This is a genomic window from Xanthobacter sp. SG618, from assembly GCF_012932745.1.
GTDB classification, from domain to species: Bacteria; Pseudomonadota; Alphaproteobacteria; order Rhizobiales; family Xanthobacteraceae; genus Xanthobacter; species Xanthobacter flavus.
In genome coordinates, this window is record NZ_JABBHL010000003.1 from 255,481 (window position 1) to 277,235 (window position 21,755).

The 21,755-nt window shown below is 68.5% G+C and carries 18 protein-coding genes; 12 read left to right on the plus strand and 6 right to left on the minus strand.

Features of this window, described 5'->3' with window-relative positions; translation table 11 throughout:
- Positions 1–8 precede the first annotated feature (8 nt).
- The 3 genes from FHT36_RS10545 (at position 9) to mdoH (ending at position 5,208) form a co-directional block, all read left to right on the plus strand.
- Positions 9–1,430, plus strand: coding sequence for a class I adenylate-forming enzyme family protein (locus FHT36_RS10545; protein WP_246702153.1), 1,422 nt, complete (start codon positions 9–11; stop codon positions 1,428–1,430).
- 176 nt (positions 1,431–1,606) lie between these two features.
- On the plus strand, positions 1,607–3,097 hold the full coding sequence (locus FHT36_RS10550; protein ID WP_169122459.1) for a glucan biosynthesis protein: 1,491 nt from the start codon (positions 1,607–1,609) through the stop codon (positions 3,095–3,097).
- On the plus strand, positions 3,085–5,208 hold the full coding sequence (gene mdoH / locus FHT36_RS10555; RefSeq protein ID WP_169122460.1) for a glucans biosynthesis glucosyltransferase MdoH: 2,124 nt from the start codon (positions 3,085–3,087) through the stop codon (positions 5,206–5,208). The genes FHT36_RS10550 and mdoH overlap by 13 nt, the downstream gene beginning before the upstream one ends.
- A 24-nt stretch (positions 5,209–5,232) precedes the next feature.
- Here mdoH and FHT36_RS10560 read toward each other — a convergent pair whose 3' ends face one another.
- Positions 5,233–6,114, minus strand: coding sequence for a LysR substrate-binding domain-containing protein (locus tag FHT36_RS10560; protein WP_169122461.1), 882 nt, complete (start codon positions 6,112–6,114; stop codon positions 5,233–5,235).
- A gap of 180 nt (positions 6,115–6,294) precedes the next feature.
- Between FHT36_RS10560 and FHT36_RS10565 the strand changes: the two genes are divergently transcribed.
- The 9 genes from FHT36_RS10565 (at position 6,295) to FHT36_RS10605 (ending at position 14,425) form a co-directional block, all read left to right on the plus strand.
- Positions 6,295–7,065, plus strand: a complete 771-nt coding sequence (locus FHT36_RS10565; protein WP_210257687.1) for an ABC transporter ATP-binding protein — start codon at positions 6,295–6,297, stop codon at positions 7,063–7,065.
- Positions 7,062–7,820 (plus strand): ABC transporter ATP-binding protein, encoded by a 759-nt coding sequence (locus FHT36_RS10570; RefSeq protein ID WP_169122463.1) that lies wholly within the window; start codon positions 7,062–7,064, stop codon positions 7,818–7,820. The genes FHT36_RS10565 and FHT36_RS10570 overlap by 4 nt, the downstream gene beginning before the upstream one ends.
- A gap of 3 nt (positions 7,821–7,823) precedes the next feature.
- A complete protein-coding gene (locus tag FHT36_RS10575; protein ID WP_169122464.1) occupies positions 7,824–8,687 on the plus strand; it encodes a branched-chain amino acid ABC transporter permease in 864 nt (287 codons plus the stop codon).
- 10 nt (positions 8,688–8,697) lie between these two features.
- A complete protein-coding gene (locus FHT36_RS10580) occupies positions 8,698–9,618 on the plus strand; it encodes a branched-chain amino acid ABC transporter permease (protein ID WP_169122465.1) in 921 nt (306 codons plus the stop codon).
- Positions 9,618–10,205, plus strand: a complete 588-nt coding sequence (locus tag FHT36_RS10585; RefSeq protein WP_169122466.1) for a carboxymuconolactone decarboxylase family protein — start codon at positions 9,618–9,620, stop codon at positions 10,203–10,205. Before FHT36_RS10580 ends, FHT36_RS10585 begins: the two co-directional genes overlap by 1 nt.
- The gene (locus FHT36_RS10590) at positions 10,202–11,428 is read left to right on the plus strand and encodes an ABC transporter substrate-binding protein (RefSeq protein ID WP_169122467.1); all 1,227 of its coding nucleotides are present in this window, start codon (positions 10,202–10,204) and stop codon (positions 11,426–11,428) included. The genes FHT36_RS10585 and FHT36_RS10590 overlap by 4 nt, the downstream gene beginning before the upstream one ends.
- A 145-nt stretch (positions 11,429–11,573) precedes the next feature.
- Positions 11,574–12,893, plus strand: a complete 1,320-nt coding sequence (locus FHT36_RS10595) for an LLM class flavin-dependent oxidoreductase (RefSeq protein ID WP_169122468.1) — start codon at positions 11,574–11,576, stop codon at positions 12,891–12,893.
- Positions 12,893–13,411, plus strand: a complete 519-nt coding sequence (locus FHT36_RS10600) for a flavin reductase family protein (protein ID WP_169122469.1) — start codon at positions 12,893–12,895, stop codon at positions 13,409–13,411. The genes FHT36_RS10595 and FHT36_RS10600 overlap by 1 nt, the downstream gene beginning before the upstream one ends.
- Positions 13,412–13,486: 75 nt before the next feature.
- Complete coding sequence (locus FHT36_RS10605; protein WP_169122470.1) at positions 13,487–14,425, plus strand: CoA ester lyase; 939 nt, start codon at positions 13,487–13,489, stop codon at positions 14,423–14,425.
- Between the two features lie 157 nt (positions 14,426–14,582).
- Here the strand turns inward: FHT36_RS10605 and FHT36_RS10610 are convergent, their stop codons facing one another.
- The 5 genes from FHT36_RS10610 to FHT36_RS10630 all read right to left on the minus strand — a co-directional run bounded on the left by FHT36_RS10610 (position 14,583) and on the right by FHT36_RS10630 (position 21,675).
- On the minus strand, positions 14,583–15,584 hold the full coding sequence (locus FHT36_RS10610) for a fumarylacetoacetate hydrolase family protein (protein ID WP_169122471.1): 1,002 nt from the start codon (positions 15,582–15,584) through the stop codon (positions 14,583–14,585).
- Between the two features lie 19 nt (positions 15,585–15,603).
- Positions 15,604–16,731, minus strand: coding sequence for an ABC transporter substrate-binding protein (locus FHT36_RS10615; RefSeq protein WP_169122472.1), 1,128 nt, complete (start codon positions 16,729–16,731; stop codon positions 15,604–15,606).
- 90 nt (positions 16,732–16,821) lie between these two features.
- Complete coding sequence (locus FHT36_RS10620) at positions 16,822–18,603, minus strand: hydantoinase B/oxoprolinase family protein (protein WP_169122473.1); 1,782 nt, start codon at positions 18,601–18,603, stop codon at positions 16,822–16,824.
- A 2-nt stretch (positions 18,604–18,605) separates the two neighbouring features.
- Complete coding sequence (locus FHT36_RS10625) at positions 18,606–20,672, minus strand: hydantoinase/oxoprolinase family protein (protein WP_169122474.1); 2,067 nt, start codon at positions 20,670–20,672, stop codon at positions 18,606–18,608.
- Between the two features lie 85 nt (positions 20,673–20,757).
- Positions 20,758–21,675, minus strand: coding sequence for a LysR family transcriptional regulator (locus FHT36_RS10630; protein ID WP_169122475.1), 918 nt, complete (start codon positions 21,673–21,675; stop codon positions 20,758–20,760).
- Positions 21,676–21,755 lie beyond the last annotated feature (80 nt).

The window sequence follows — 21,755 nt, forward strand, 5'->3', positions numbered from 1 at the left end:
AGGCCATGATGGCGAAGACGGGCGCGCTCTGCCGCATCCTGGACGAAGCGGCCGGCACCGTGGCCGAGGACAGCGGCGCCACGCACACCGCCGACGCCCTGCGCCTCGCGGCCTCCGACCTCGCCGCGCAACTGCGCGCCGAGGGGCTCGGGCCGGATGAGCCGGTGATCGTCGCCGTCGCCAACCGTGCAGCGGACATTGCCGCGTTCTTCGCCGTCTGGCAGGCGGGCGGCGTCGCGGTGCCGCTCCACGCCGGCGCGGCCGAGATGACGCGCGCCGCCATCCTCGACCAGACCACCGCCCGCTTTCTCGTGGCGGATGGTACCGTGTCACGCCTTGCGGAGACGCCGCCGCCGGCCCGGCCGCTGCTGGATGGCGCGGCCCTCATCGTCTTCACCTCCGGCTCCACCGGTAAGCCCAAGGGCGTGGTGCTCGCCCACGAGCGCTTTGCCGGAAAACTCGATGCGCTTCAGGCGCTGCTCGCCCTCACGCCCGGCGACAAAGTGGTGCTGCCGCTCCAGCTCATCTTCATCTTCGGCCTGTGGGTGGCGCTGCTCTCCCTGAAGACGGGCGCGCGGCTCGATCTGGTGGGCAAGTTCACGCCCGCCGGCCTCAAGGCGCGCCTTGGCGAGGCCACCGTGCTCGCGACCGTTCCCTCCATGCTGCGCACCCTGTTCGGCGAGGGAGAAGTGGCCGCGCCGCAACTGCAGACCATCCTCACCGGCGGCGAGGGGCTGGGGTCGCATCTGTCCGAGGCCATCGCGGCGCAGCTGCCCGGCGCGGGCGTGTTCGACCTCTATGGCCTCACCGAAACCGGTTCGTGCGACTTCTGCCTCACACCCGCGGAGGCGGTGACCGGGCGCGGCTCCATCGGCCGGCCGATGCCGGTAATTGAATACCTCATCTCGGACGATCCTGCCGCCGGCGCCACAGGCGCGGGGCCGGACGCGGCGGGCGAGCTCCTGATCCGCACACCCTTCGGCATGATCGGCTATCTCGACAATCCCGACCTCACCGAGGCCGCGTTCCGAGACAGCTATTTCCGCACCGGCGACGTGGCGCGGCGGCGCCCGGACGGCTGCGTGGAGATCGTCGGCCGCATCAAGGAGATCGTCTCGCGCGGCGGCAACAAGATCGCCCCGGCGGAGATCGAGACCGTGCTCTGCGCCCATCCCGCCGTCGCCCAGGCCCTCGCCGCGGGTGTGCCCGATGCCCGCCTCGGCGAGGCGCTCCATGCGGCCGTGGTGCTGCGGGCGGGAAGCGCTGCCTCTGCCGAGGAACTGCGCGCATGGTGCGCGGCGCGCATCGAGCGGTTCAAGGTGCCGGATGCTATCCACGTGGTGGCCGCGCTCCCCACCGGACCCACGGGAAAAGCCTACCGGTCGGGCATTCGTGCCCTCGCCGACGCGGCCTCTGCGCAACGCCCGTAAAGGGACGATCCGCCGTCCGAGGCTCCCCTCAAGTCTCGGCGCCCTCATGCGAGACCCAATGTCGCGCTCTCGTCGGGGAACCGTGACGCGCTTTCGCGCCTTCCTGTCCACATGCCGCCGAGGCATGTCCGAACAGCCGGGGGCGGAGGGACGCATTGCTCGACCGCAGGTCATTCATGCTGGGCGCCGCCGCGCTCTCGGCAATTCAGGTCGTCGCGACCTCCGAAGCCTCTGCTCAGGAGGGCGAGCGTTTCGATGCCGAAACGGTGCGCAACATGGCGCGCCAGCTCGCCACCAAGCCGTTCAAGCAGGGCAACCAATCCCTCCCGGCCGAGCTCGACAAGCTCAGCTACGACGATTACCGCAACATCCGCTTCAATGCCGACCGCTCGATCTGGCGCGGCCAGCGGCTGCCCTTCGAGATGCAGTTGCTGCACCGGGGCTTCCTGTTCCGCGACCAGGTGGATGTCTTCGTGGTGGCCGACGGGCGCGCCCGGCGCATCGCCTATGATCCCGGCCTGTTCCGTTTCGAGCATGGGCTGAAGGCGCCCCAGGGCGGCACGGACCTTAGCTTTTCCGGCTTCCGCCTGCACGGCCCGCTCAACCGGCCCGATTATCTCGACGAGATCGCGGTGTTTCAGGGCGCGAGCTATTTCCGCGCCGTCGCCAAGGGGCAGGGCTACGGCACCTCCGCCCGCGGGCTCGCGGTGAAGACCGCTTCGGCCTCCGGCGAGGAATTTCCGGTGTTCAAAGCCTTCTATGTGGAGCAGCCGCGCCCGGACGTGCCCTCCATCGTCGTTCACGCTCTGCTCGACAGCCCCAGCGCCACGGCGGCCCACCGCTTCACCATCCGGCCCGGAGACGCCACGGTGATGACGGTGGAGATGGCGCTCTATCCGCGCACCGACCTCACCGAGGCGGGCATCGCGCCGCTCACCAGCATGTTTCTGTTCGGACCCGCCGATCATGCGGGCTTCGACGACTTCCGTCCCGCCGTCCGTGATGCCGAAGGCCTCGCCATCACCGACGGCACGGGCGAACAGCTCTGGCGGCCGCTCTCAAACCCCGGACGCTTGCAGATCAGCGTGTTTTCCGGCTCGAACATCCGTGGCTTCGGCCTGATGCAGCGCCAGCGCTCCTTCTTCGACTATCAGGATCTGGAAGCGCGCTACGAGAAGCGCCCGAGCGTGTGGGTGGAGCCCATCGGCGACTGGGGCGAGGGCGCGGTGCATCTGGTGGAAATTCCCACCCCGCAGGAGGTGCACGACAATGTCGTCGCCTTCTGGCGGCCCAAGGACACCCTGCGCAAGGGCAGTGAATACACCTACACCTATCGCCTGCACTGGACCTGGGACATGCCCACCCCGCCGGGCCTTGGCCGCGTCGCCGGCGTGCGCGCGGGCGGCACCGACGAGCGGCGGCTGTTCGTCATCGATCTCGTGGATGGACCCATGCCGGGACTGGCGCTCGACAGCGTGCGCGTGGACGTCTCGGCGAGCGAGGGCGAGGTCCGCGACGTGGTGCTCCAGCCCAATCCCGAGATCTCCGGCACGCGCCTCTCCTTCGCTTTCGAGCCCAAGGGTGCGGCGCTCTCGGAACTAAGGGCACGCGTCTTCAAGGGTGACGTTCCCCTGACCGAAACCTGGCTCTACCGATGGACGCCCTGACGGACGCCGCTCCGGCAGCGCGTTTGGCGCCGGAACCCGCTCTGCCGCCGGAAGCGCCCCTCGCCATGCCGGCGCAGGATTTCCGCCGCAGGCCGCAGCGGGTCAGGTCCGGCACCCGGCTCGGTGCATCGCTCATCGCCCGACGCGCGTTCGTGTTCGGCGGCGCCATCGCGCTGACCGGCCTTGCCGCCTACGAGATGTACAAGGTGCTCGACGTGGGCGGGCTCACCTACCTCGAATACGCCGTTCTGGTGCTATTCGTCGTCCTCTTCGCGTGGATCGGCCTCGCCTTCACCAATGCGCTCGGCGGCGCCATCAGCGTTCTGTCGGGACGCAAGGCGCTCGATATCGATCCGGACGCCCCCCTGCCCTCCCTGACGATCCGCACGGCCCTCCTCATGCCCTGCTACAATGAGGAGCCGCACCGCGTCTTCGCCGGGCTGGAGGCCACATGGCGCTCGCTGGAGGCGACCGGGCGCGGCGACCTGTTCGACGTGTTCATCCTCAGCGACACCACCGATCCCGACGTGTGGGTGGCGGAGGAAGCGGCCTTCCTCGCTTTGCGCCGCCGCACCGGCGGCTGTTTCCACTATCGCCGCCGCGCGCAGAACACGGACCGCAAGGCCGGCAACATCGCAGACTGGGTCACCCGCTTCGGGGCGGCATACGAGGCGATGCTTATCCTCGACGCCGACAGCGTGATGACCGGCGACTGCATGGTCCGCCTCGCCGACGCGCTGGAGCGCACCCCCGACGCGGGGCTGATCCAGACGCTGCCGGTGATCGTGGGCGGGCGCACACTGTTCGCGCGGCTCCAGCAATTCGCCGGACGCCTCTACGGCCCCCTCATCGCCCAGGGGCTTGCCTGGTGGCACGGGCCGCAGAGCAATTACTGGGGCCACAATGCCATCATCCGCACCCGCGCCTTTGCCGAGGCGGCGGGCCTACCCCATCTCAAGGGGCGCAAGCCGTTCGGCGGGCATATCCTGAGCCACGATTTCGTGGAGGCGGCGCTGCTCGTGCGGGCCGGCTGGGGCGTGTACATGGTCGCCGGGCTTCCCGGCAGCTATGAGGAAGGGCCCCCTTCCCTCACCGATCTCGCCGTGCGCGACCGCCGCTGGTGCCAGGGCAATCTCCAGCACGCGGCCGTGCTGCCGGTGCGCGGGCTCAGCGCGGCGAGCCGCATCCATCTCCTCACCGGAATCGGCTCCTATGTCTCGGCGCCACTGTGGCTGCTGATGCTGCTGGCCGGCCTTCTCACATCGCTCCAGGCGCGGTTCGTGCCGCCGGACTATTTCCCCTCCGGCTTCGCCCTATTCCCGGTCTGGCCAGCGCAGGATCCTGTGCGCGCGGCGTGGGTGTTCGGCGGCACCATGGCAGTGCTGCTGATGTCCAAATTCATCGCCTTCGCGCTGATGCTCGGTGACGGCACGGCGCGACGCGGCTTCGGCGGCGGCGGGCGGACCTTCCTCGGCATGATCAGCGAGATCCTCCTCTCCGGCCTCATGGCGCCGGTGACCATGGTGTCCCAGTCCTTCGCGGTGGTCAGCATCCTCATGGGGCGCGACGGCGGGTGGAATCCGCAGCGGCGGGATGACGGCAGCCTCGGCTGGCGTGAGGCCTTCCGGCACTTCTGGCCCCACACGCTGCTCGGCCTCGGCTTCGCGGCCGCGACCGCCGCCATTGCGTGGCCGCTGATGGCGTGGATGTCGCCGGTGATCCTCGGGCTACTCACCGCCGTGCCGCTCGCGGTGTGGACCAGTCGTCCGCGCCGCCCGGGCGGACTTCTATCGACCCCGGAGGCCCAGCACCCGCCGCCGGTCCTGCGCGCGGCCACCGAGCTGCGCGCCGCGCTTACGGGAACGGATGGCCCGGCGGAGGCCGTCGAGCGCCTTGCCGGCGATGCCGATCTTCTCGCCTTCCATCGCAATGAGCTGCCCGCGCAGGGCAAGCGCCTGACCGGCGATGTCCGGCCCGATCGCCTCGTCGCGCGGGCCAAGATCGAGGACGCCCGCTCGCGCGGCGAGGCGCTGGCCCTGCTCTCGCCCAGGGAAAAGGCCGCGGCCCTCGCCGACGATCAGGCCCTCGCCCGCCTGCTCGCGCTCACCTGAACACCCGCCCCGGGAGCGGCGCGATCAGTTCCGGTCCGACACGGAGCGGCGAATGTGGGCGGCGAGGTGATCCGCCGCCGACGAGCCGCCGGGATGGCGCTCCCACAGGATGAGATCAACGCTCTCGAGCGCCGGCAGACCTTCCGCGCTGCCGAGCCGCACGAGCCCCTGCGTGCGAACGGATTGCGCGAGAACGCACACCGCGGAATCCGCCAGCGCCATGGATTGCAGCCCGGCGATGCTTTCGGAGATGCAGGCGATGCGCCACCGCCGGCCGATCCGGTCGAGCGCCGCCAGGGCGTAATCGCGATAGAGGTTGCCGTCCGGCAGCATGGCGAGTGGGATGGGGTCCGCAAGGTGCGCGCTCCCGCCTTCGGCGCCGAGCCAGATCAGCGGTTCGGGGCGCAGCAGCGTACCGGTGCCGACACGGGGCGAAACGCCGGGCATGCGGGTGGCGATGGCGATGTCGAGAAGACCCTCGCTCATGTCCTGCGCCAGCTGCCGCGAGAGCGCGCAGCGCACCGTCACCTCCACACCCGGATAGGTGTCGCGGAAGCGGGCCAGGGTCTCCGGCAGGAGAAAGGCGGCATAGAGATCCGGACAGCCGAGCGTGACGCGGCCCGCCACATCGTCCGCGGAGAGCCGCAGACGGGCTTCCTCATCCAGCCGCAACATGGTGCGCGCATGGGGCAGCAGCATCTCTCCGTGCCGCGACAGCTTGAGATGCCGCAAGTCCGGCTCGAACAGGGGAAAGCCCGCCGCCGCCTCAAGCCGCCGGATCTGCAGGCTCACGGCCGGCTGGGTGCGGTTCAGGCGCCGGGCGACGCGGGTCACGCTCTTCTCCTCCACCAGGAGAACGAAGGTGCGCAGCAGGGCAATTTCCAGCGACCGGGACATGCCGATCATTAAAATAACTTTGGAAAGTGCAAAGCAATATAAATTTGATTTGATCTGAATGCACCTATCTAATCTATGAGCGATCAGGATTGACTATCTGATAACTGCTCAAGATCTGAGATTTTGATGCACATCAAAAAGGCATTTGCGCAACAGCGAGGCACTGTCGCCCTGCGCCGTGGAGACGATGTGAACCCCAGCTCCTTCCTTCAGGTCAAAGGTCTGACCCGGCGCTATGGCGGCGTCGCCGCACTCGACGGCGTCACCCTCGATCTCGCCCGCGGCCAGGTCACCGGCCTCATCGGTCCCAACGGCGCCGGCAAGACGACGTTGCTCAACGCGCTGACGGGGCTCGCACGGCCGGAGAGCGGCGCGGTGCTGCTGGAGGGAGAGAATGTCACCGGCCTGCCGGCCCATGTGATGGCCGGCAAGGGCGTGGTCCGCTCCTTCCAGATCGTGCGCGAGCTGGCCAGCCTCACCGTGTTCGAGACGCTTCTCGCCGCTCCGCCGGCCCAGAGCGGCGAGACGGTCGCCGGCGCCCTGTTCGGCCGCCGCAAATGGTGGGCGCAGGAGCGCGCCAACGCCGATCTCGCCCGCGCGCTGCTGGAACGGGTGGGCCTTGTGAAGCTCGCCGACCAGCCGTCCGCCATGCTCTCCGGCGGCCAGAAAAAGCTGCTCGAAATGGCGCGGGCGCTGCTGATGAAGCCGAGACTGATCCTGCTCGACGAGCCCGGCGCGGGCGTCTCGCCGCCGCTGCGGCTGGAGATCGTGCGGCTGGTGCGGGAGCTGAAGGCGGAGGGCCTTTCCTTCGGCATCGTCGAGCACGACATGCATCTGGTGGAGGAGGTGTGCGACCACGTTCACGTCCTAGCCCAGGGGCGCGCCCTCGTCTCCGGCACCTTCGCCGAGGCCACGGCGGACCCGCGCGTCGTTTCCGCCTATCTCGGGGTGGCGGCATGAATGCGCGCCCCTGCGATCCGAAGGCGGAAGAACTCTCCCTCGCGCTCGCCGTCTCCGGCCTGCGCGCCGGCTATGGCCGGGGCGGCGACATCGTGTGCGGCATCGATCTCGCCCAGAAGGCCGAGAGCATCGTCGCCGTCATCGGCCCGAACGGCTCGGGCAAGTCGTCCTTCATCAAGACCATCGCGGGCCTCGTGCCGACACGGGCCGGAACGGTGGCGGTGACCGGGCGGGACATCACCACGCTCTCGCCGGCGCGCCGGGTGGCGTCGGGGCTCGCTTATGTGCCGCAGGAAGCCAACATCTTCGCCACCCTCACCATCGCCGAGAACCTGAAGCTCGCAACCGAATTCCTGCGCGGGCGGGCCGGCGTCGGGCCGGAGCAGCGGGAGAAGGTGCTCGATCTCTTCCCCGAACTCCGGCTCAGGCCGCGCACGCTCGCCGGCAATCTCTCCGGCGGCCAGCGGCAGATGCTGGCCTTCGCCTGCGCCCTCCTCGCCAATCCCGAGGTGCTGCTGCTCGACGAACCCTCAGCCGGCCTCTCGCCCAAGATCGTCGGCGAGACCATGGAGGCGGTGGTGCGCGTGCGGGAGGCGGGCGTCACCGTGCTGCTGGTGGAGCAGAACGTCGCCGCCGCGCTCGGCATCGCCGACGAGGTGGTGGTGCTGGTCGCCGGCCGGCTCACGCTCCGCGCCTCAGCCGCAGACATCCGCCAGGCGGACCTCGCCGGCCTCTTCTTCGGAAAGGCGGCCTGAGCCATGGCGCTTCAGCTCTTCCTCAACGGCCTCGTCACCGGCCTTCTGCTCGCCTTGCCTGCTCTGGCGCTGACGCTGGTTTTCGGCATCCTGCGCTTCGCCAATTTCGCGGTGGGGGCGTTCCTCACCCTCGGAGCATATGCGGCCTACACCGCCAACGTGGTGCTCGGCCTGCCGCTGCCCATCGCTGCCGCCGTCGCCGCGGCGACGGTGGCGCTCGCCTCCATCATCGCCGATGCCCTGGTGTTCGAGCGGCTGCGGATGCGGGGGTCCATCACGCTGCTCGTTGCCTCCATGGGGGTGTCGCTGGTGGTGGAGAACATCTGCCGCTTCATCTTCGGCAATGCGGCCAGAAGCTTCGATCTCGCGGTGGCGCGGCCCATCCGCTGGAATGGCCTGCGCATCAATCACGAACAGCTCATCATCGCCGGCGTGGTGGTGATCGCGCTGGTGCTGCTGCACCTTCTCATCACCGCCTCGCCGCTCGGCCGGGCCATGCGGGCGGTGGCGGACAATGCCTCCCTTGCCGCCGTGCGCGGGGTGGAGCGGCGCACCATCGCCCGCATCACCTTCGCCCTCACCGGCGCGCTGATCGGGCTCGCCGGTGTGCTGGCGGGGCTTGATCGCGCCATCGATCCGCTGATGGGCTGGAACTACCAGATCCCCATCTTCGCCGCCGCCATCCTGGGCGGGCTGGGCAGCCCGATCGGCGCGGTGGCGGGCGCGCTGCTTATCGGCGTGGCGGAGGAAATGTCCGCCCTCATCCTGCCCGTCTCCTTCCGGCAGATCGTCAGCTTCGGCGTCATCCTGCTGCTCCTCCTGTTCCGCGCCAACGGCCTGTTCGGGGCCAAGGCCATCCGAAAGTGAGGGTGCGGCAATGATCTCCTACCTCGTCACCGTCATCATCCTCGTCGCCATCGCGGCCCTCGTCGGGCTGGCGCTGAACCTGCAATGGGGCCTTGCCGGGCTGGTCAATTTCGGTGTCGCCGGCTTCGTCGCGCTCGGCGCCTACACACTGGCGATCAGCGCGCCGCATGTGGGCTGGCTCGCCGGTCTCGCGCTGTCCGCGGCGGTCTGCGCCGGGCTGTCCATGCTGCTCTCGCTGCTCACCATCCGGCTGGAGGAAAACTACCTCGCGATCGTCACCATCGGCTTCGCCGAGATCGTGCGGATCCTGCTGCTCAATCTCGGCGACCTGACCGGCGGTGCGCTCGGCATCGCCGATATTCCCCGCCCCTTCGCGGGCATCACGCCGGCGGGGTGGGGCGATGCGGTGATCCTCGCCTTCGCGCTGGGGCTGGTGGTGATCGTCTTCGCCTTCAGCGAGGCGCTGGTCCGCTCACCCTTCGGCCGGGCGCTGCGCGCGGTCCGCGACGATGCGACGGCCGCAGCGGCGCTCGGCAAGCCGGTGCTGGCCCTGCGGGTGCGCGCCTTCGCCATCGGCGGCGCCATCATGGGGCTCGCGGGGGCGCTCCACGCCTTCTTCCTCACCTATATCGACCCGAGCCAGTTCACCCCCATCATCACCGCCTATGCCTTCATGGCGGTGATCGCCGGTGGGCGCGGTTCCAATCTCGGCCTCGTGCTCGGCGCCGGCTCGATCATGCTGATCCTGGAAGCGACCCGCTTCCTGAAGGACGTGATCCCGGGCGTCGATGGCGTCCAGCTCTCCGCGCTGCGGCTCGGCATGATCGGGGTGGGCATCGTCCTGCTCCTCATCCTGCGGCCGGAAGGCCTCGTCTCCGAGCCGAAGCGCCGCTTCGCCGATTTCTTCCCGCCCGAAAGCGAGAAAGCCTGATGCCCCGCGTCGCCCCCCTCACCGCGACCGACCTGCCGCCCCCCTATGCGGAGGTCTTCACAGCCTTCGCCGGCGGCTATTCCGACTTTCGCGACCAGGCGTCGGTGCTCGCCCACGTGCCGCCCGCGCTCGACCATCTCTACCGGATGCTGATGGAGCTGCGGGCGCGGGAAGGCGTGCCGTTCCGCTACATCGAGCTGGCGGTCGTGACCGTCTCGAAGCTCAATGCCTGCCCCTATTGCGTCTCCCACCACACCCCCCTGCTCGAGGTCGAGGGCGTGCCGGCGGACGCGGTGGCCGCCCTCCCCGAGAGCAACCATCCCGCCTTCGATGCCGCCGACCGCGCGGTGATCGACTACGCCCGGCTCGTCACCCAGCGCGCCTGGGGCATCCGCGATCACGTGTTCGATGACCTCCGGCAGCATTTCACCGAGGCGCAGATCGTCGAGCTGACGCTGCGCGCGGCGCTCGCCGGCTTCTTCAACCGCTTCAACGACGCACTGCAGATCGATGACGGCGCCGCGGAGGCGCTGCTCCACCTCCACCCCGAACCCGAACCCGACACAGCAGCAGGAGAACAGCCGTGACGCGCAGTCTGCCCCTCACTCGCCGGCACGTGGTCGCCGGCCTCGCCTCGCTTCCGGCTGCCGCCTTGCTGGGCCGGCCCGCGGCGGCACAGGCGGCCGAGATCCCCGTCGGCATGGTCCTGCCCTTCTCAGGTGCAACCGGCCCCTATGGCCCGGACATGAAGAAGGCCGCCGAGATGGTGGTCAGATGGGTGAACGATGCCGGCGGCATCCTCGGCGGCCGTCCGCTGAAGCTGTTCATTGAGGATTCCGAGACCAACCCCACCGTGGGCGTCACCGCTACCAAGAAACTTCTGGAAGTGAACAAGGTGGAACTGGTGGGCGGCTTCTGGGGCAGCCCCATCGCACTGGCGGCCAAGCCCATCATCCTCGCCGCCGACAAGGTGCAGATGGTCTCGTGCTCGGCCAATGCGGTGACCGAGGGCGACACCAAGGGCATGGTCTTTCGCTTCCAGGCGAAGAGCACGTCCTGGGGACCCGCCGGCGCGAAGGTGATGAAGACCATCGGCGCCAAGACGGCGGTGGTGCTGGCCCAGCAGAACCCCTTCGTCGTGGCCATGATTGAGCCGTTCAAGGCGGAGTTCGCCAAGCTCGGCGGCAAGGTGCTCGACGTGGTGATGTACAACCCGGACCAGCCCTCCTACCGCTCCGAAGTCGAGAAGGCGTTCGGCGGCGATCCGGATGCGGTGTTCTGCCTGTCGCTGCTGACGGATTTCGTCTCCATCGCCAAGGAGGTCTATCGCGGCGGCTTCAAGTCCAAGATCGTCGCGCTCTCCATCGGCGCCGATGCGGAGGGCAAGTTCCTCCAGGCGGTGGGCCCGGAGGTGGCGAACGGCATCTACCACCTTCAGCCCGCGCCGCCGTTGGACGCGCCTTCCTACAAGAGGTTCGTCAAGGAGATGGGCGCGGCGCCCGGCACCGTCTTCCTCTTCGCCGGCAATGCCCATGACCAGATGTGCGTGACGGCCCTCGCCATGGAGCACGCCAAGTCATCCGACGCGAAGGTGTGGGCGAAATCCGTGTTCGAGGTCTGCAATCCGCCCGGCGAGGAGGTGGACGACGTGGTCAAGGGCCTCGAACTCATCCGCGCCGGGAAGAAGATCAAGTTCGTCGGCGCCGGCGCCACCTGCGACTTCGACGCCCGTGGCGACCAGATCAACCGCTCCTTCCTGGTCCAGGAGATCAAGGGCGGCAAGAACGTCTCCCTCGGCATCATTACCTGACGCCAATTCCAAGCCCACCCTTCCCCGACACGGTCGGGGAAGGGCCATCCAGTATGACCATCAAAGTCTCATCATCAGCATGCGCGGGGCATCCGGCGCGTGAACCGGAAAGCCTTGCCCGAAATCGGGACAGGGAGGATCAACCATGCCAAGACCCATGCATCTGTGCGGCTTCCTGATCGCCGGCCCGGTGGTCCACAGCCACGCCATCTGGCGCAATCCCGCCCATGACACGCCGTTCCTCAGCCTCGACCACTATGTGCGCATCGCCCGCCTTCTGGAGCAGGGCTGCTTCGACTTCCTCTTCTTCGCCGATCGTCTCGCCATCGCGGACCGCTATGGCGACAGCCATGCCGCCGGCCTCGCACGCGGCGACCAGGATGCGACCCGCATGGACCCCATGCCCATCCTCGGCGCCATGGCGGCGGTGACGCGCCATATCGGCCTCGGCGCCACGCGCTCCACCACCTACGACGCGCCCTACAACATCGCCCGCGAGTTCGCGACGCTCGACCACATCTCCGCCGGACGGGCGGCATGGAACGTCGTCACCTCCATGAATGACGGGGAGGCGCTGAACTTCGGCACCGTGCCCCATCTCGGCCATGACGAGCGCTACGACCGCGCCGACGAGTTCATGGAACTCGCCTTCCGCCTTTGGGACAGCTGGGACGAAGACGCCCTCGTCCTCGACCGGGCAGCCGGCATCTATGCCGATCCCGCCAAGGTGCACTACGTGAACCATCGCGGGCCGTGGTTCCAGTCGCGCGGGCCGCTCAACATCCCGCGCAGCCCGCAGGGACGGCCGGTGATCGTGCAGGCGGGCTCCTCCGGGCGCGGCAAGGCGTTCGCGGCGCGCTGGTCGGACGTCATCTTCGCGCTCCAGCCCAATCTTGAGCGCATGCACGCCTTCAAGGCCGATGTCGCGGGCGCGCTGGAAGCCGCCGGGCGGCCCCCCGGGGCCAGCAAGGTGCTGATGGCCATCATGCCCTTCATCGGCGCTACCCGCGCCGAGGCGGAGGAGAAAGAGGCCCTGCACGATTCCCTCGCCGACCCGGTCGCCGGCCTCTCGACGCTGGCCGCCCACGCCAACACCGACTTCTCCAGCCTGCCGATGGACGCCACGGTGAAGGAGATCGCCGCCTCCGGCAGCCAGGGGAACCTTGCGGCGCTCCGCAGCATCACCCCCGACGGCGGCATGACCATCGCCGAGGCGGGCGGCGTCTATGCGCGCGGCGTCATGTGCCCGCGCGCGGTGGGCACGGCAGCGGAGGTGGCGGACCAGCTCATCGCCATCATCGACAGCGGGGCGGCGGACGGCTTCGTCGTGTCGCCGGCCTTCCTGCCCGACACGTTCGAGGACTTCGTGCGCGAGGTCGTGCCGCTCCTGCAGGCCCGCGGCTACCTGCGGCGTGGATATGCCGGCGGCCAGTTGCGCGACCTCCTCGCAGAGGGGGCGGCCTGATGAGCCGCGCCGCTCCCGTCGCAGCGCCGCCCGTGGAGGCGGCGGATTTCAAGGCCGCCATGCGGGCGCTGGCGGCCAGCGTCACGGTCATCACCTCGCGCCGCGGCGACCAGCTCAACGGCATGACGGCGACGGCGGTCTGCAGCGTCAGCACCGCCCCACCGCAGATTCTCGCCGTGGTGAACCGTGAGACCACCTCCCACGGGCTGATCGCCGACACCGGTGCCTTCGCGGTAAACATCCTCGCCGCGCACCAGCAGGATCTTGCGGGCCGCTTCGCCCGCCGGCTGGACCAGCCGTTCGAGGGCGTCGCGCACGGGTGGGGCGAGACCGGCTGCCCCCTCCTTGCTGAAGCGGTGGCCGTGATCGAGTGCCGGCTGCGCGAGCGCCACCACGCCGGCACTCACACCATCTTCGTCGGTGAGGTGGTCGGCGTCAGCTGCCGCGGTGCCGAGCCGCTGCTCTATTTCGATGGCGGATATCGCCGGCTTGCGGCGACCAGCGGCGCAGTGGTCTGAGGGGATCAGACACCGTTCTTGCGCCGCGCCCCGCCTCCGGCCCATCTTGCGCCCGTTCGCAAGAGAGAGCCGATCATGCCGAAGGAAGACGTGGGACCGACGCACCCGATATCGCAAAGGGACAGCCGCCGGCCGGCCCTGCGACGGAGCTGGCTGTTCGTGCCCGGGGGTGATCGCGCCGCTCTGCTCGGCGCGGCGCAGTGTGGCGCCGACGCTTTGATCCAGGAACTGGAGGACTTCACGCCGCCCAACCTTCGCCCTCAGGCGAGGGCCATGGCCGCCGAGGTCTTCTCAGCCTGGCGCGCGACCGGCATCGTCGCCTGCGTCAGGATCAATCCGCTGGAGGGCGACGGCCTCGCCGACCTCGCGGGGGTCATTGCGGGCCGGCCGGACGCAGTGCATCTGCCCAAGGTTGCCGAGCCCGCCCAGATCACCGCCCTCGACGCCGAGATCACTCGGCATGAACTGCGGCTCGGCCTGCCGGCCGGCGCCATCGAGATCGTCCCGAACATCGAGACGGCCCGCGGTATCATGCAGACCTACGCCATTGCCACGGCCAGCCCGCGGGTCAGTGCCGTGCTCTGCTCCACCGAAGATCTGGCCGAGGACCTCGGCGCCCCGCGCAGCCGGGCGGCCACGGAACTCGCCTATGCCCGGCAGCGACTGCATCTGGAGGCACGGGCCGCCAGGGTGGTGTCCATCGACTGCCCCTACACCTTCGCCGATGTGGAGGGATGCGAGGCGGATACGCGCTACGGACGCCAACTGGGGTACGCGGCCAAGAGCGCCGTGGATCCGGCCCATGTGGCGGTCATCAACGCCGTGCTGACGCCTTCGGACGGCGACATCGCCGAGGCAGGCGAGATCGTCGCGGCCTTCGAAGAGGCGCGGGCGGCGGGGCTCGACCGCGCCCGGCTCGGAGACTTCCTCATCGAGGTGCCCTTCTATCTCGCCGCCAAAAGGCTCCTCTCCCGCGCCGCGGAACTGAGCGCCGCAAGCGCCGGATTGCCCTGAGCCGCTCAGGTCCCGCAGCCCAACTCGGCGAAACACGCCTCCGGCGTGCCGAAGGCGGAGGCGAGCGTGACCGCACGGCGGAACAGCGGGGCGAGGGCGTAGTGACTCACCCGCGATCGCCGGAACGCCGACAGCGCCCCGCGGCCAGCGACGCAGCCTAGGTTTCCCTGCGGCTTGCGTCATCCCGGCTCATCCGCACGGTGTTGCGCAGGATGCCGATCCGGTCGACGTCCAGTTCAATGACGTCCCCATACGCGAGAAAGCGATCGAGTTCGAGCCCGCAGCAGCCGCCGACCGTGCCGGACGCGATGATCTCGGCGGGATGCAAGGTTTCGTCACGGGAGATGTAGGCGATCATGTCCTCGAAGCCGTGCAGCATTCCGCGCATGTCCGTGCGGATCCATTCCTCGCCGTTGACCTTCACGCAGACCTTGAGATCGCGGTAGTCACCAAGCTCGTCCGGGGTGACAATCCATGGGCCGAAGGCGTTGCCGCCGTCGAAACTCTTGCCCTTGGCCGGACCAAGCCAGCCGGTCATCTCGACGCTTTGCCGGTCGCGGGCCGAGAAGTCGTTGAAGATCGTGTATCCGAAGATGTGTCCGGCCGCCTGCGACGCGTCGATGTTGCGCCCGCCCCGGCCGATCACCGCGGCAATTTCCAGCTCGAAGTCCATGATGTTGCTGTAGCCCGGCCAGGCAATCTCTGCATCCGGGCCGACGACATTGAAGCGGTTGCTGATGTAGTAGACCGGCAGCTGCCGATAGACGGCAGGGATGCCATCTCCACCTGCGGGCTCGGGCGGCGACCGCCCCTGGAGACGCGCGGAGACGCGCGCCATGCCGGCGGCGCCGTCGCGGATGTGGCGTTCGAAGACGCAGCAGTCGCGGAACTGGGCCGGAACCGGCAATGGCGCGAGAAGGCGGACCTCCGAAAGCGGAGTCGTGAAGTCGCCCTGCGACGTGCCGGCGGCCGCCAGCCGTCGCAGGTCGGCGAGGGCATCCGGTCCGGCCGTTATCAGCGCCTCCATGGTGCGCAGCCGCTCATCCCGCCCGCCTGCCTGCGCGCTGGAGGCGGCGTAGGGATCGAAGATGATCGAGCGTTCCGTGTCGACGACGCCCAGCCTTTGTCCGTTGTCCGTCAGATAGGTGGCAAGCTTCATGATGCGTCCTTTCGGCGTCTCAGTCGTGGACCAGCGGGCAGGCACTGCCCTTGAGGGGCGGCATGGCGTCAGCTGAGGAGATCTTCTTGATCGCCTTGTAGATGTCCCAGGGCTGCTTGGATTCCGCGGGGGACTTCACCTGGAACAGGTAGTAGTCACGCGAAACCAGACCGTCGGGGCGGATGGTGCCATGGGTTGTCGCGTCCTCCACCGGCGTGCGCCGCATCTCCTCGGTCACCACGGACGGGTCGCGGCTGCCGGTCTTGCGCACCGCCTGCAGAAAATGTCGGACGCCGCTATAGGTCCCCATGTGCGTCATGGATGGCGCGTAGCCCGTCCGCTTGCTGAACGCCTTGGCCCATTCCCGCGTGCCCTCATCGAGGTCCCAATAGGTGGGCGCCGCGACGTACATTCCCTGCGCGTTCTCAAGTCCGGCGCCGAACACCTGATGTTCCCAGATCATGGGATTGGTGAGCTGCTGGCCTCCCTGGCGAACGCCGAACTCGGTCGCCTGCTTCACCTGGTTGGCGACGACCCCGCCCAGGATCGCAACCACGTCGGCGCGGGAGGCTTGGGCGGTCGTCAGGAACGAGGTGAAGTCCTCGGTGAGGATGGGAATGCGGACCACGCCTGCGACCCGTGCATCGCGGCTGTTGAGGTCCGCGAGCATCGTCTCCTCGGTCGATCGGCCCCAGGCCGATTGCTGGGAGATCAGGTACCAGCTCTTGAAGCCCTTATCCATCAGGGCAGACGCAATGACATGCGCGTTGGAATAGGCGTTGAACGCCCACACGAAACCACCCTTGGAACAGGCGACGCCGAACAGGTCGTTGGCGCCGGCACCGGAGAAGATCGCGACCTTCCCCTTTTCTCGTACCACGGCCGCAACCGCGAGGCCGACCGCCGAGCCGATGGTGTCGGCGATGATGTCGACCTTGTCCACGTCGAACCAGCGGCGCGCGATCGCGGCCCCCACGTCCGACTTGTTGAGATGGTCGGCCCGCAAGATCTCGATCGGCCCGAGATCCTTGAACTCTTCCGCCGCCATCTGCGCGGCCACGACCGAGCCGGGACCGGAGAAGTCGGAGAAGACCCCGCTCATGTCCGAAAGCACGCCAATCCTGATCGGCTCGGCCGCGACGGCCACGTTCGCGGACAGCGCCGCAAATGAAAGCACCAGAGCGGCCCATCTGGATCGCAGATTCATTTTGTTTCCTCCCAATTTTTATTTGAATTTCTATCGGCTCGACATGGTGCTTCGGCGTGCCGCGGTGGCCGCTTCGTCGATGCCGTCGTCGCTCAGCACGACGCCGTAGTCCCGCTCGGCGCCCTCCCGGCTGACATAGCCGAGGCGCACGTCGCGAAGGACCTCCTCCACGGCCCGTTCGACCGCGGGCCCGAACCCGCCGCCGCCGCCGCTGCGGACATAGACGAAGTCACCCGCGCTAAGCCGGCGTTCGCCCTTGCTGAAGCTTTCGCGCGTTCCGTTCGCGCGGAGGATCTCCACGCTCGCGGACAGGCCGGCGCCGCCCCCATGCACACCCCAGGGCGGGCAGGCGACTCGGTCGAACCCGACCACCAGACGGCAGTCACCGAGGATGCGATAGACCTTCTCGACCCCGAGCCCACCGCGGTGCCGGCCGACACCACCGCTGTCGGGACGCAGGCGCTTGGCCTCGATGCGATAGGGAAAGAAGCTCTCCTGCATCTCCACCGGCACGTCAGGCACATCGCCGTGGCCGTTGGAGCGGTAAGGGCTTGGTCCGTCGGCGACTGCCGTCGCGCCCCAGCCGCCCGTCACCGTATCGAGATGCTGGAATCGCTCGCCGGTTTCGGGATTGCGGCCGTCGAAGGCGTGGATGCCGTAGATGCCGTGATGTGCCGCCGCCGCCCGCTCCGGCAGCGCCTGGCCGAAGGCATTGAGGATGGCATCGACAACGGTCGGAACCGTCGACCCCGAATGCCCTATGGCCGCGTCCGGGGATGCGCTGAGAAACCGGCCATCCGGGATCTCGACCCGCAAGCGCCTGAAATCACCATCGTTCACCGGCGTGTCGGGAGAGAACATGTACTTGCAGGCGATGCGGGCGGCGGCGATCCCGCCGCCGTTGCGACCGGCATTGAACGGGCCCGCCGTCTGGGGGCCGAGGCCGGACAGGTCGACGAGGATCTCCTCGGCGCTCAGCGTGACGGAGATGTCGACGGGAACCCGGCGGTCGGGCGTGACACCGTCGTCGTCGAGTTCTGCGCGTGCGATGTAGGTTCCGGGCCTGGCCCGCGCGAGGGCAGCCTTCACCGCGTGGTCCGCGCCGTCCCACATGGCCACGATGGCGGCTTTGACGGCTTCGAGGCCGTGGCGCGCGGTGATCTCCTGAACCAGATCGTGACCGGTCTGGCAGCCGGCGATCTGGGCTTCTACATCGCCGAGCAGGAAGGCCGGAAAGCGGGTATTGGCGGCGATGAGCCTGAACAGCTCCGGCCGCTTGCGGCCGCGTTCGAGCAGTTTCAGTGTCGGCAGCTGCAGTCCTTCCTGCCACACGTCGGTCGTGTTGCTCGCGACGCACGAGCCGGGCACCGAGCCGCCCACGTCGACCCAATGGACGAGCACGGCGAAGAACCCGATCAGCTCGCCCTCGACCCGGACAGGCGTGTAGGCGACCACGTTGTTGAGGTGCTGCCCCAGCCAGGCCGGATTGTTGGTGACGACGATGTCACCGTCATGGATATGGTCCGGCCCCAGAACCTCCAACCCCTCGCGGACGGCCGTTCCCAGGGCGTTCGCGACGAAGATCGGCAGGCTGCCGCGGGACTGCACGACGAGGCGGCCGACGGGATCGACGAAGCCGACCGAATAGTCCTTGTACTCGTAGACCAGCGGACTGAAGGCGGTCCGCTCGATGTTGCGCTCGATCTGGTTGGGGATCGCGGCGAGCTGGTGGCGGATGATCTCGAGGGTGATCGAGTCGATCGGCGGCCTGGCCGCCATGGCACCTGTGGTGCGGGTTGCAAGCGTCGTCACGATTATCTCCTAGAAGCCCCCGGGCAGGTGATGCGGAGTTCGCCGAGCCGGCCCACCTCGACCCGATCGTGGGGGCCGACGATGGTGGTGGCGCTGTATTCCTCGATCACCGCCGGCCCTTCGGCAGCAAATCCCACCGGCAGTTCCGCCCGCCGATAGATCGGCGTGGCGAGGCGCCCACCCGCGGCTTCGAAATGCACCTGCCTCCAGCGCGGTACGGGTGCCGCTGTGGCCTCGACCTCGGGAACGAGGTCAGACAGATTCGGGCGCGGGATGGCCACCAGCGCGCCGACGCGCAGCACCACGAAGTCAATCTCGCCGCCGTCATTCAGCCGCCCGTAGCGGGCCTTGTAGCCGGCCTCGAAGGCCCGTCGCGCCGACGCCGTGGTGAACGGCTGCTCCAGGCGCACGCGCACGGTGTGCTTCTGGCCGCGGTAGCGCATGTCCGCTTCATACTCGAAGGTCGCGCCCGCCACGCCGAACTCGGCGGCGGCATTGTCCGACGCCTCGGCGGTCAGCGCCTCGAAGCCGGCGCGGACCTCCTCTATCCCAGCGTCGCTGAGGCGCGTGAGTATGGTGCGTGCGAGGTCGAGCCGCGCCTCCGCCATGAGCATGCCAAGAGAGGAGAAAGCGCCTGGCTGGGGAGGCACGACCACCAGGCCGATCCCCAACTCGCGGGCAAGCTCGCTGCCGAAGATCGGGCCACCGCCGCCGAAGACGAACAGCGCATAGTCCCGGACGTCGCGTCCGCGCTCGATGGTGATTTCCTTGATGGCGCCGGTCATGGTGACAACCGCGAGGTCCAGGACGCCCTGCGCGACACGGTCCGTGCCGCCCTCGCCCTCGAAGCCGAGGGGCGTGGCGAGGTGATCGCGGATCGCGGCCCGGGCCCCATCAAGATCGAGGGGCAGGCGCCCGTTCATGAAGCTGTCGGGACCGATGCGGCCGAGCGCGACGTTGGCGTCGGTGACGGTGGGCTCGACGCCACCCCGGCGGAAGGCGATGGGGCCGGGATCAGACCCCGCGCTGCGGGGGCCGACCCTGAGGCGGCCCTGCGCGTCGATCCAGGCGATCGACCCGCCGCCTGCCCCCACCTCCACGATATCGAGGACCGGCGTGCGCACCGGGAAGCCCCGTTCATAGCCGCCGACATAATAGGTGCTCTGGACGTCGAAGCTGCCATCCTCGACCAGCGCGCACTTGGCCGTCGTGCCGCCCATGTCGAATGCGATCAGACGGTCAAGCCCGAGGGCCGTTGCATAGGCGCCGGCCCCGATGCACCCGCCGATGGGGCCGGACTCCAGAAGAGCGATAGGCTGCCGGCGCGCCTGTGCCGTCGACATGATCCCGCCGTTCGAGCCCATCATGTACAGGGGACCGTCGAACCGCTGCTCCCGCAGCCGCGCAACGAAATCAGAGATGTAGCGGTCCATGTTGGTGCCGACATAGGCGTTGGCGACCGCGGTGGTCGCCCGCTCGAACTCCGACCATTCCCGGCTGAGCCGCGTCCCGCTGGTGACGAACACACCGGGCAGAAGGCGAGCCAGGATCGCCTCGGCGCGATCCTCGTGGTCCGAATTGCGATAGGCATTGATGAAGGAGACGGCCACCGCCTCCACGTTCGCCGCCCGGATCGCCTCCGCCACCGTCTCCAGCGCCGGCTCATCCAGCGGGACGAGCACCGCGCCGCTGTGATCGATCCGCTCCGGCACCTCGAAGCAGAGCGACCGGTCCACCAGCGGGGGATTGCGGCGGAAGCCGATTTCAAACGGGATCGGCCGGTTTCCGCGCGCCATCTCCACGACATCGCGAAACCCGTCGGTGGTCACCAGCGCCACCCGGGCGCCGCTCCGCTGGATCATCGCATTGATGACATGGGTCGTTCCGTGCTTGAGGAGGCGCGCCTCGCTGAGTTCGGCGGACGTATCGCGCAGGCCCTCAAGCACTCCGGCGACAAGATCGCCGTAGTTCGTGAGCGTTTTGCCGAAGTGAGTTTGGCCGTTCTGGGTGTCGTGGACGGCGAGATCCGTGAAGGTCCCGCCCGTATCTGCCGCAATGAGGTATCGCATCCCGCCCTTCCTGTTTCGCCAAGCCTAGCGAAGGGGAAAAGGCGAAAAAGGCCGCGCGGCGACGGACTGGCGTGCAGATTTTACATCAATCCGTAGCGGGTTCCGAAAGGGCCTTCAGGGTTTCGAGCAGGTAGTCGGCCATCAGGCGCACCCTCGGCAGGCGCGGCCGCTCCGCATAGGTGAGCCAGACGGCAGGGTCTCGGCCATCGGGGTCGACACTCCTGAAATCGGCAAGCACCTCCTGCAGATCGCCTCTCGCGATCGGCGGCGCAGCCATCAGGTCGGCGATCCGGATCAGCCCCAGCCGGCGTATCGCCAGGTTCAGCAAAGCCGGATAGCTGTTCGTCTCGATCACCGAACGCACGTCGCGCGTGACGAAGGCGCCTTCCTGATTGCGAAAGGTCCAGCGCCGCGTGTCGTTCAGGCTGTGCACGAGGCAGTTGTGCCCTTCCAGGTCGTCGGGCGAGGTCGGCGTCCCGTGAGACCTGAGATAGTCCGGCGCGGCGCAGATGAGCCGGCGATAGGTGTGGATCCGTCGACCGACCAGTGTCCCCTCCGGAGTCGGACCGACATGGATGGCGATGTCATATCCCAGCTTGATCGAGGCGATCGGGTCCTCCTGCAGGGAGAGCACGAGCCGGACCCGGGGATACTGCTCGCGAAACCGCGTCACCGCGTCGAGCAGATACCTTGGCCCCATATAGTCGTTGGCGGCGATGCGGACGGTGCCGACCGGCTCCTGCGCCTGCATGCCGATCTCGCTGCTGATGTCCTCGTAGCTGGCGATGGTCTGCTCGGCCCACCGGAAGAACCGCGCGCCCGCATCGGTCAGCTGCACCCTTCGGGTCGACCGGAGCAGAAGCCGCGCGCCCATCGTCTCTTCGAGCGACGCGATCCGCCGGCTGGCGAGGGACGGCGAGATGCGCAGAGCCTCCGCACCAGCCGCGATGCTGCCCGAATGCGCCACCGCGACAAACAGACGGAAGGCATCGATGTCCGGCATGCACACAGGCTCCATATTTTCCCGCCAGCCATAAGTGAGGGCCAGCTGGATTTCAGGTCGTCATGGAACCGAGGAGTGCG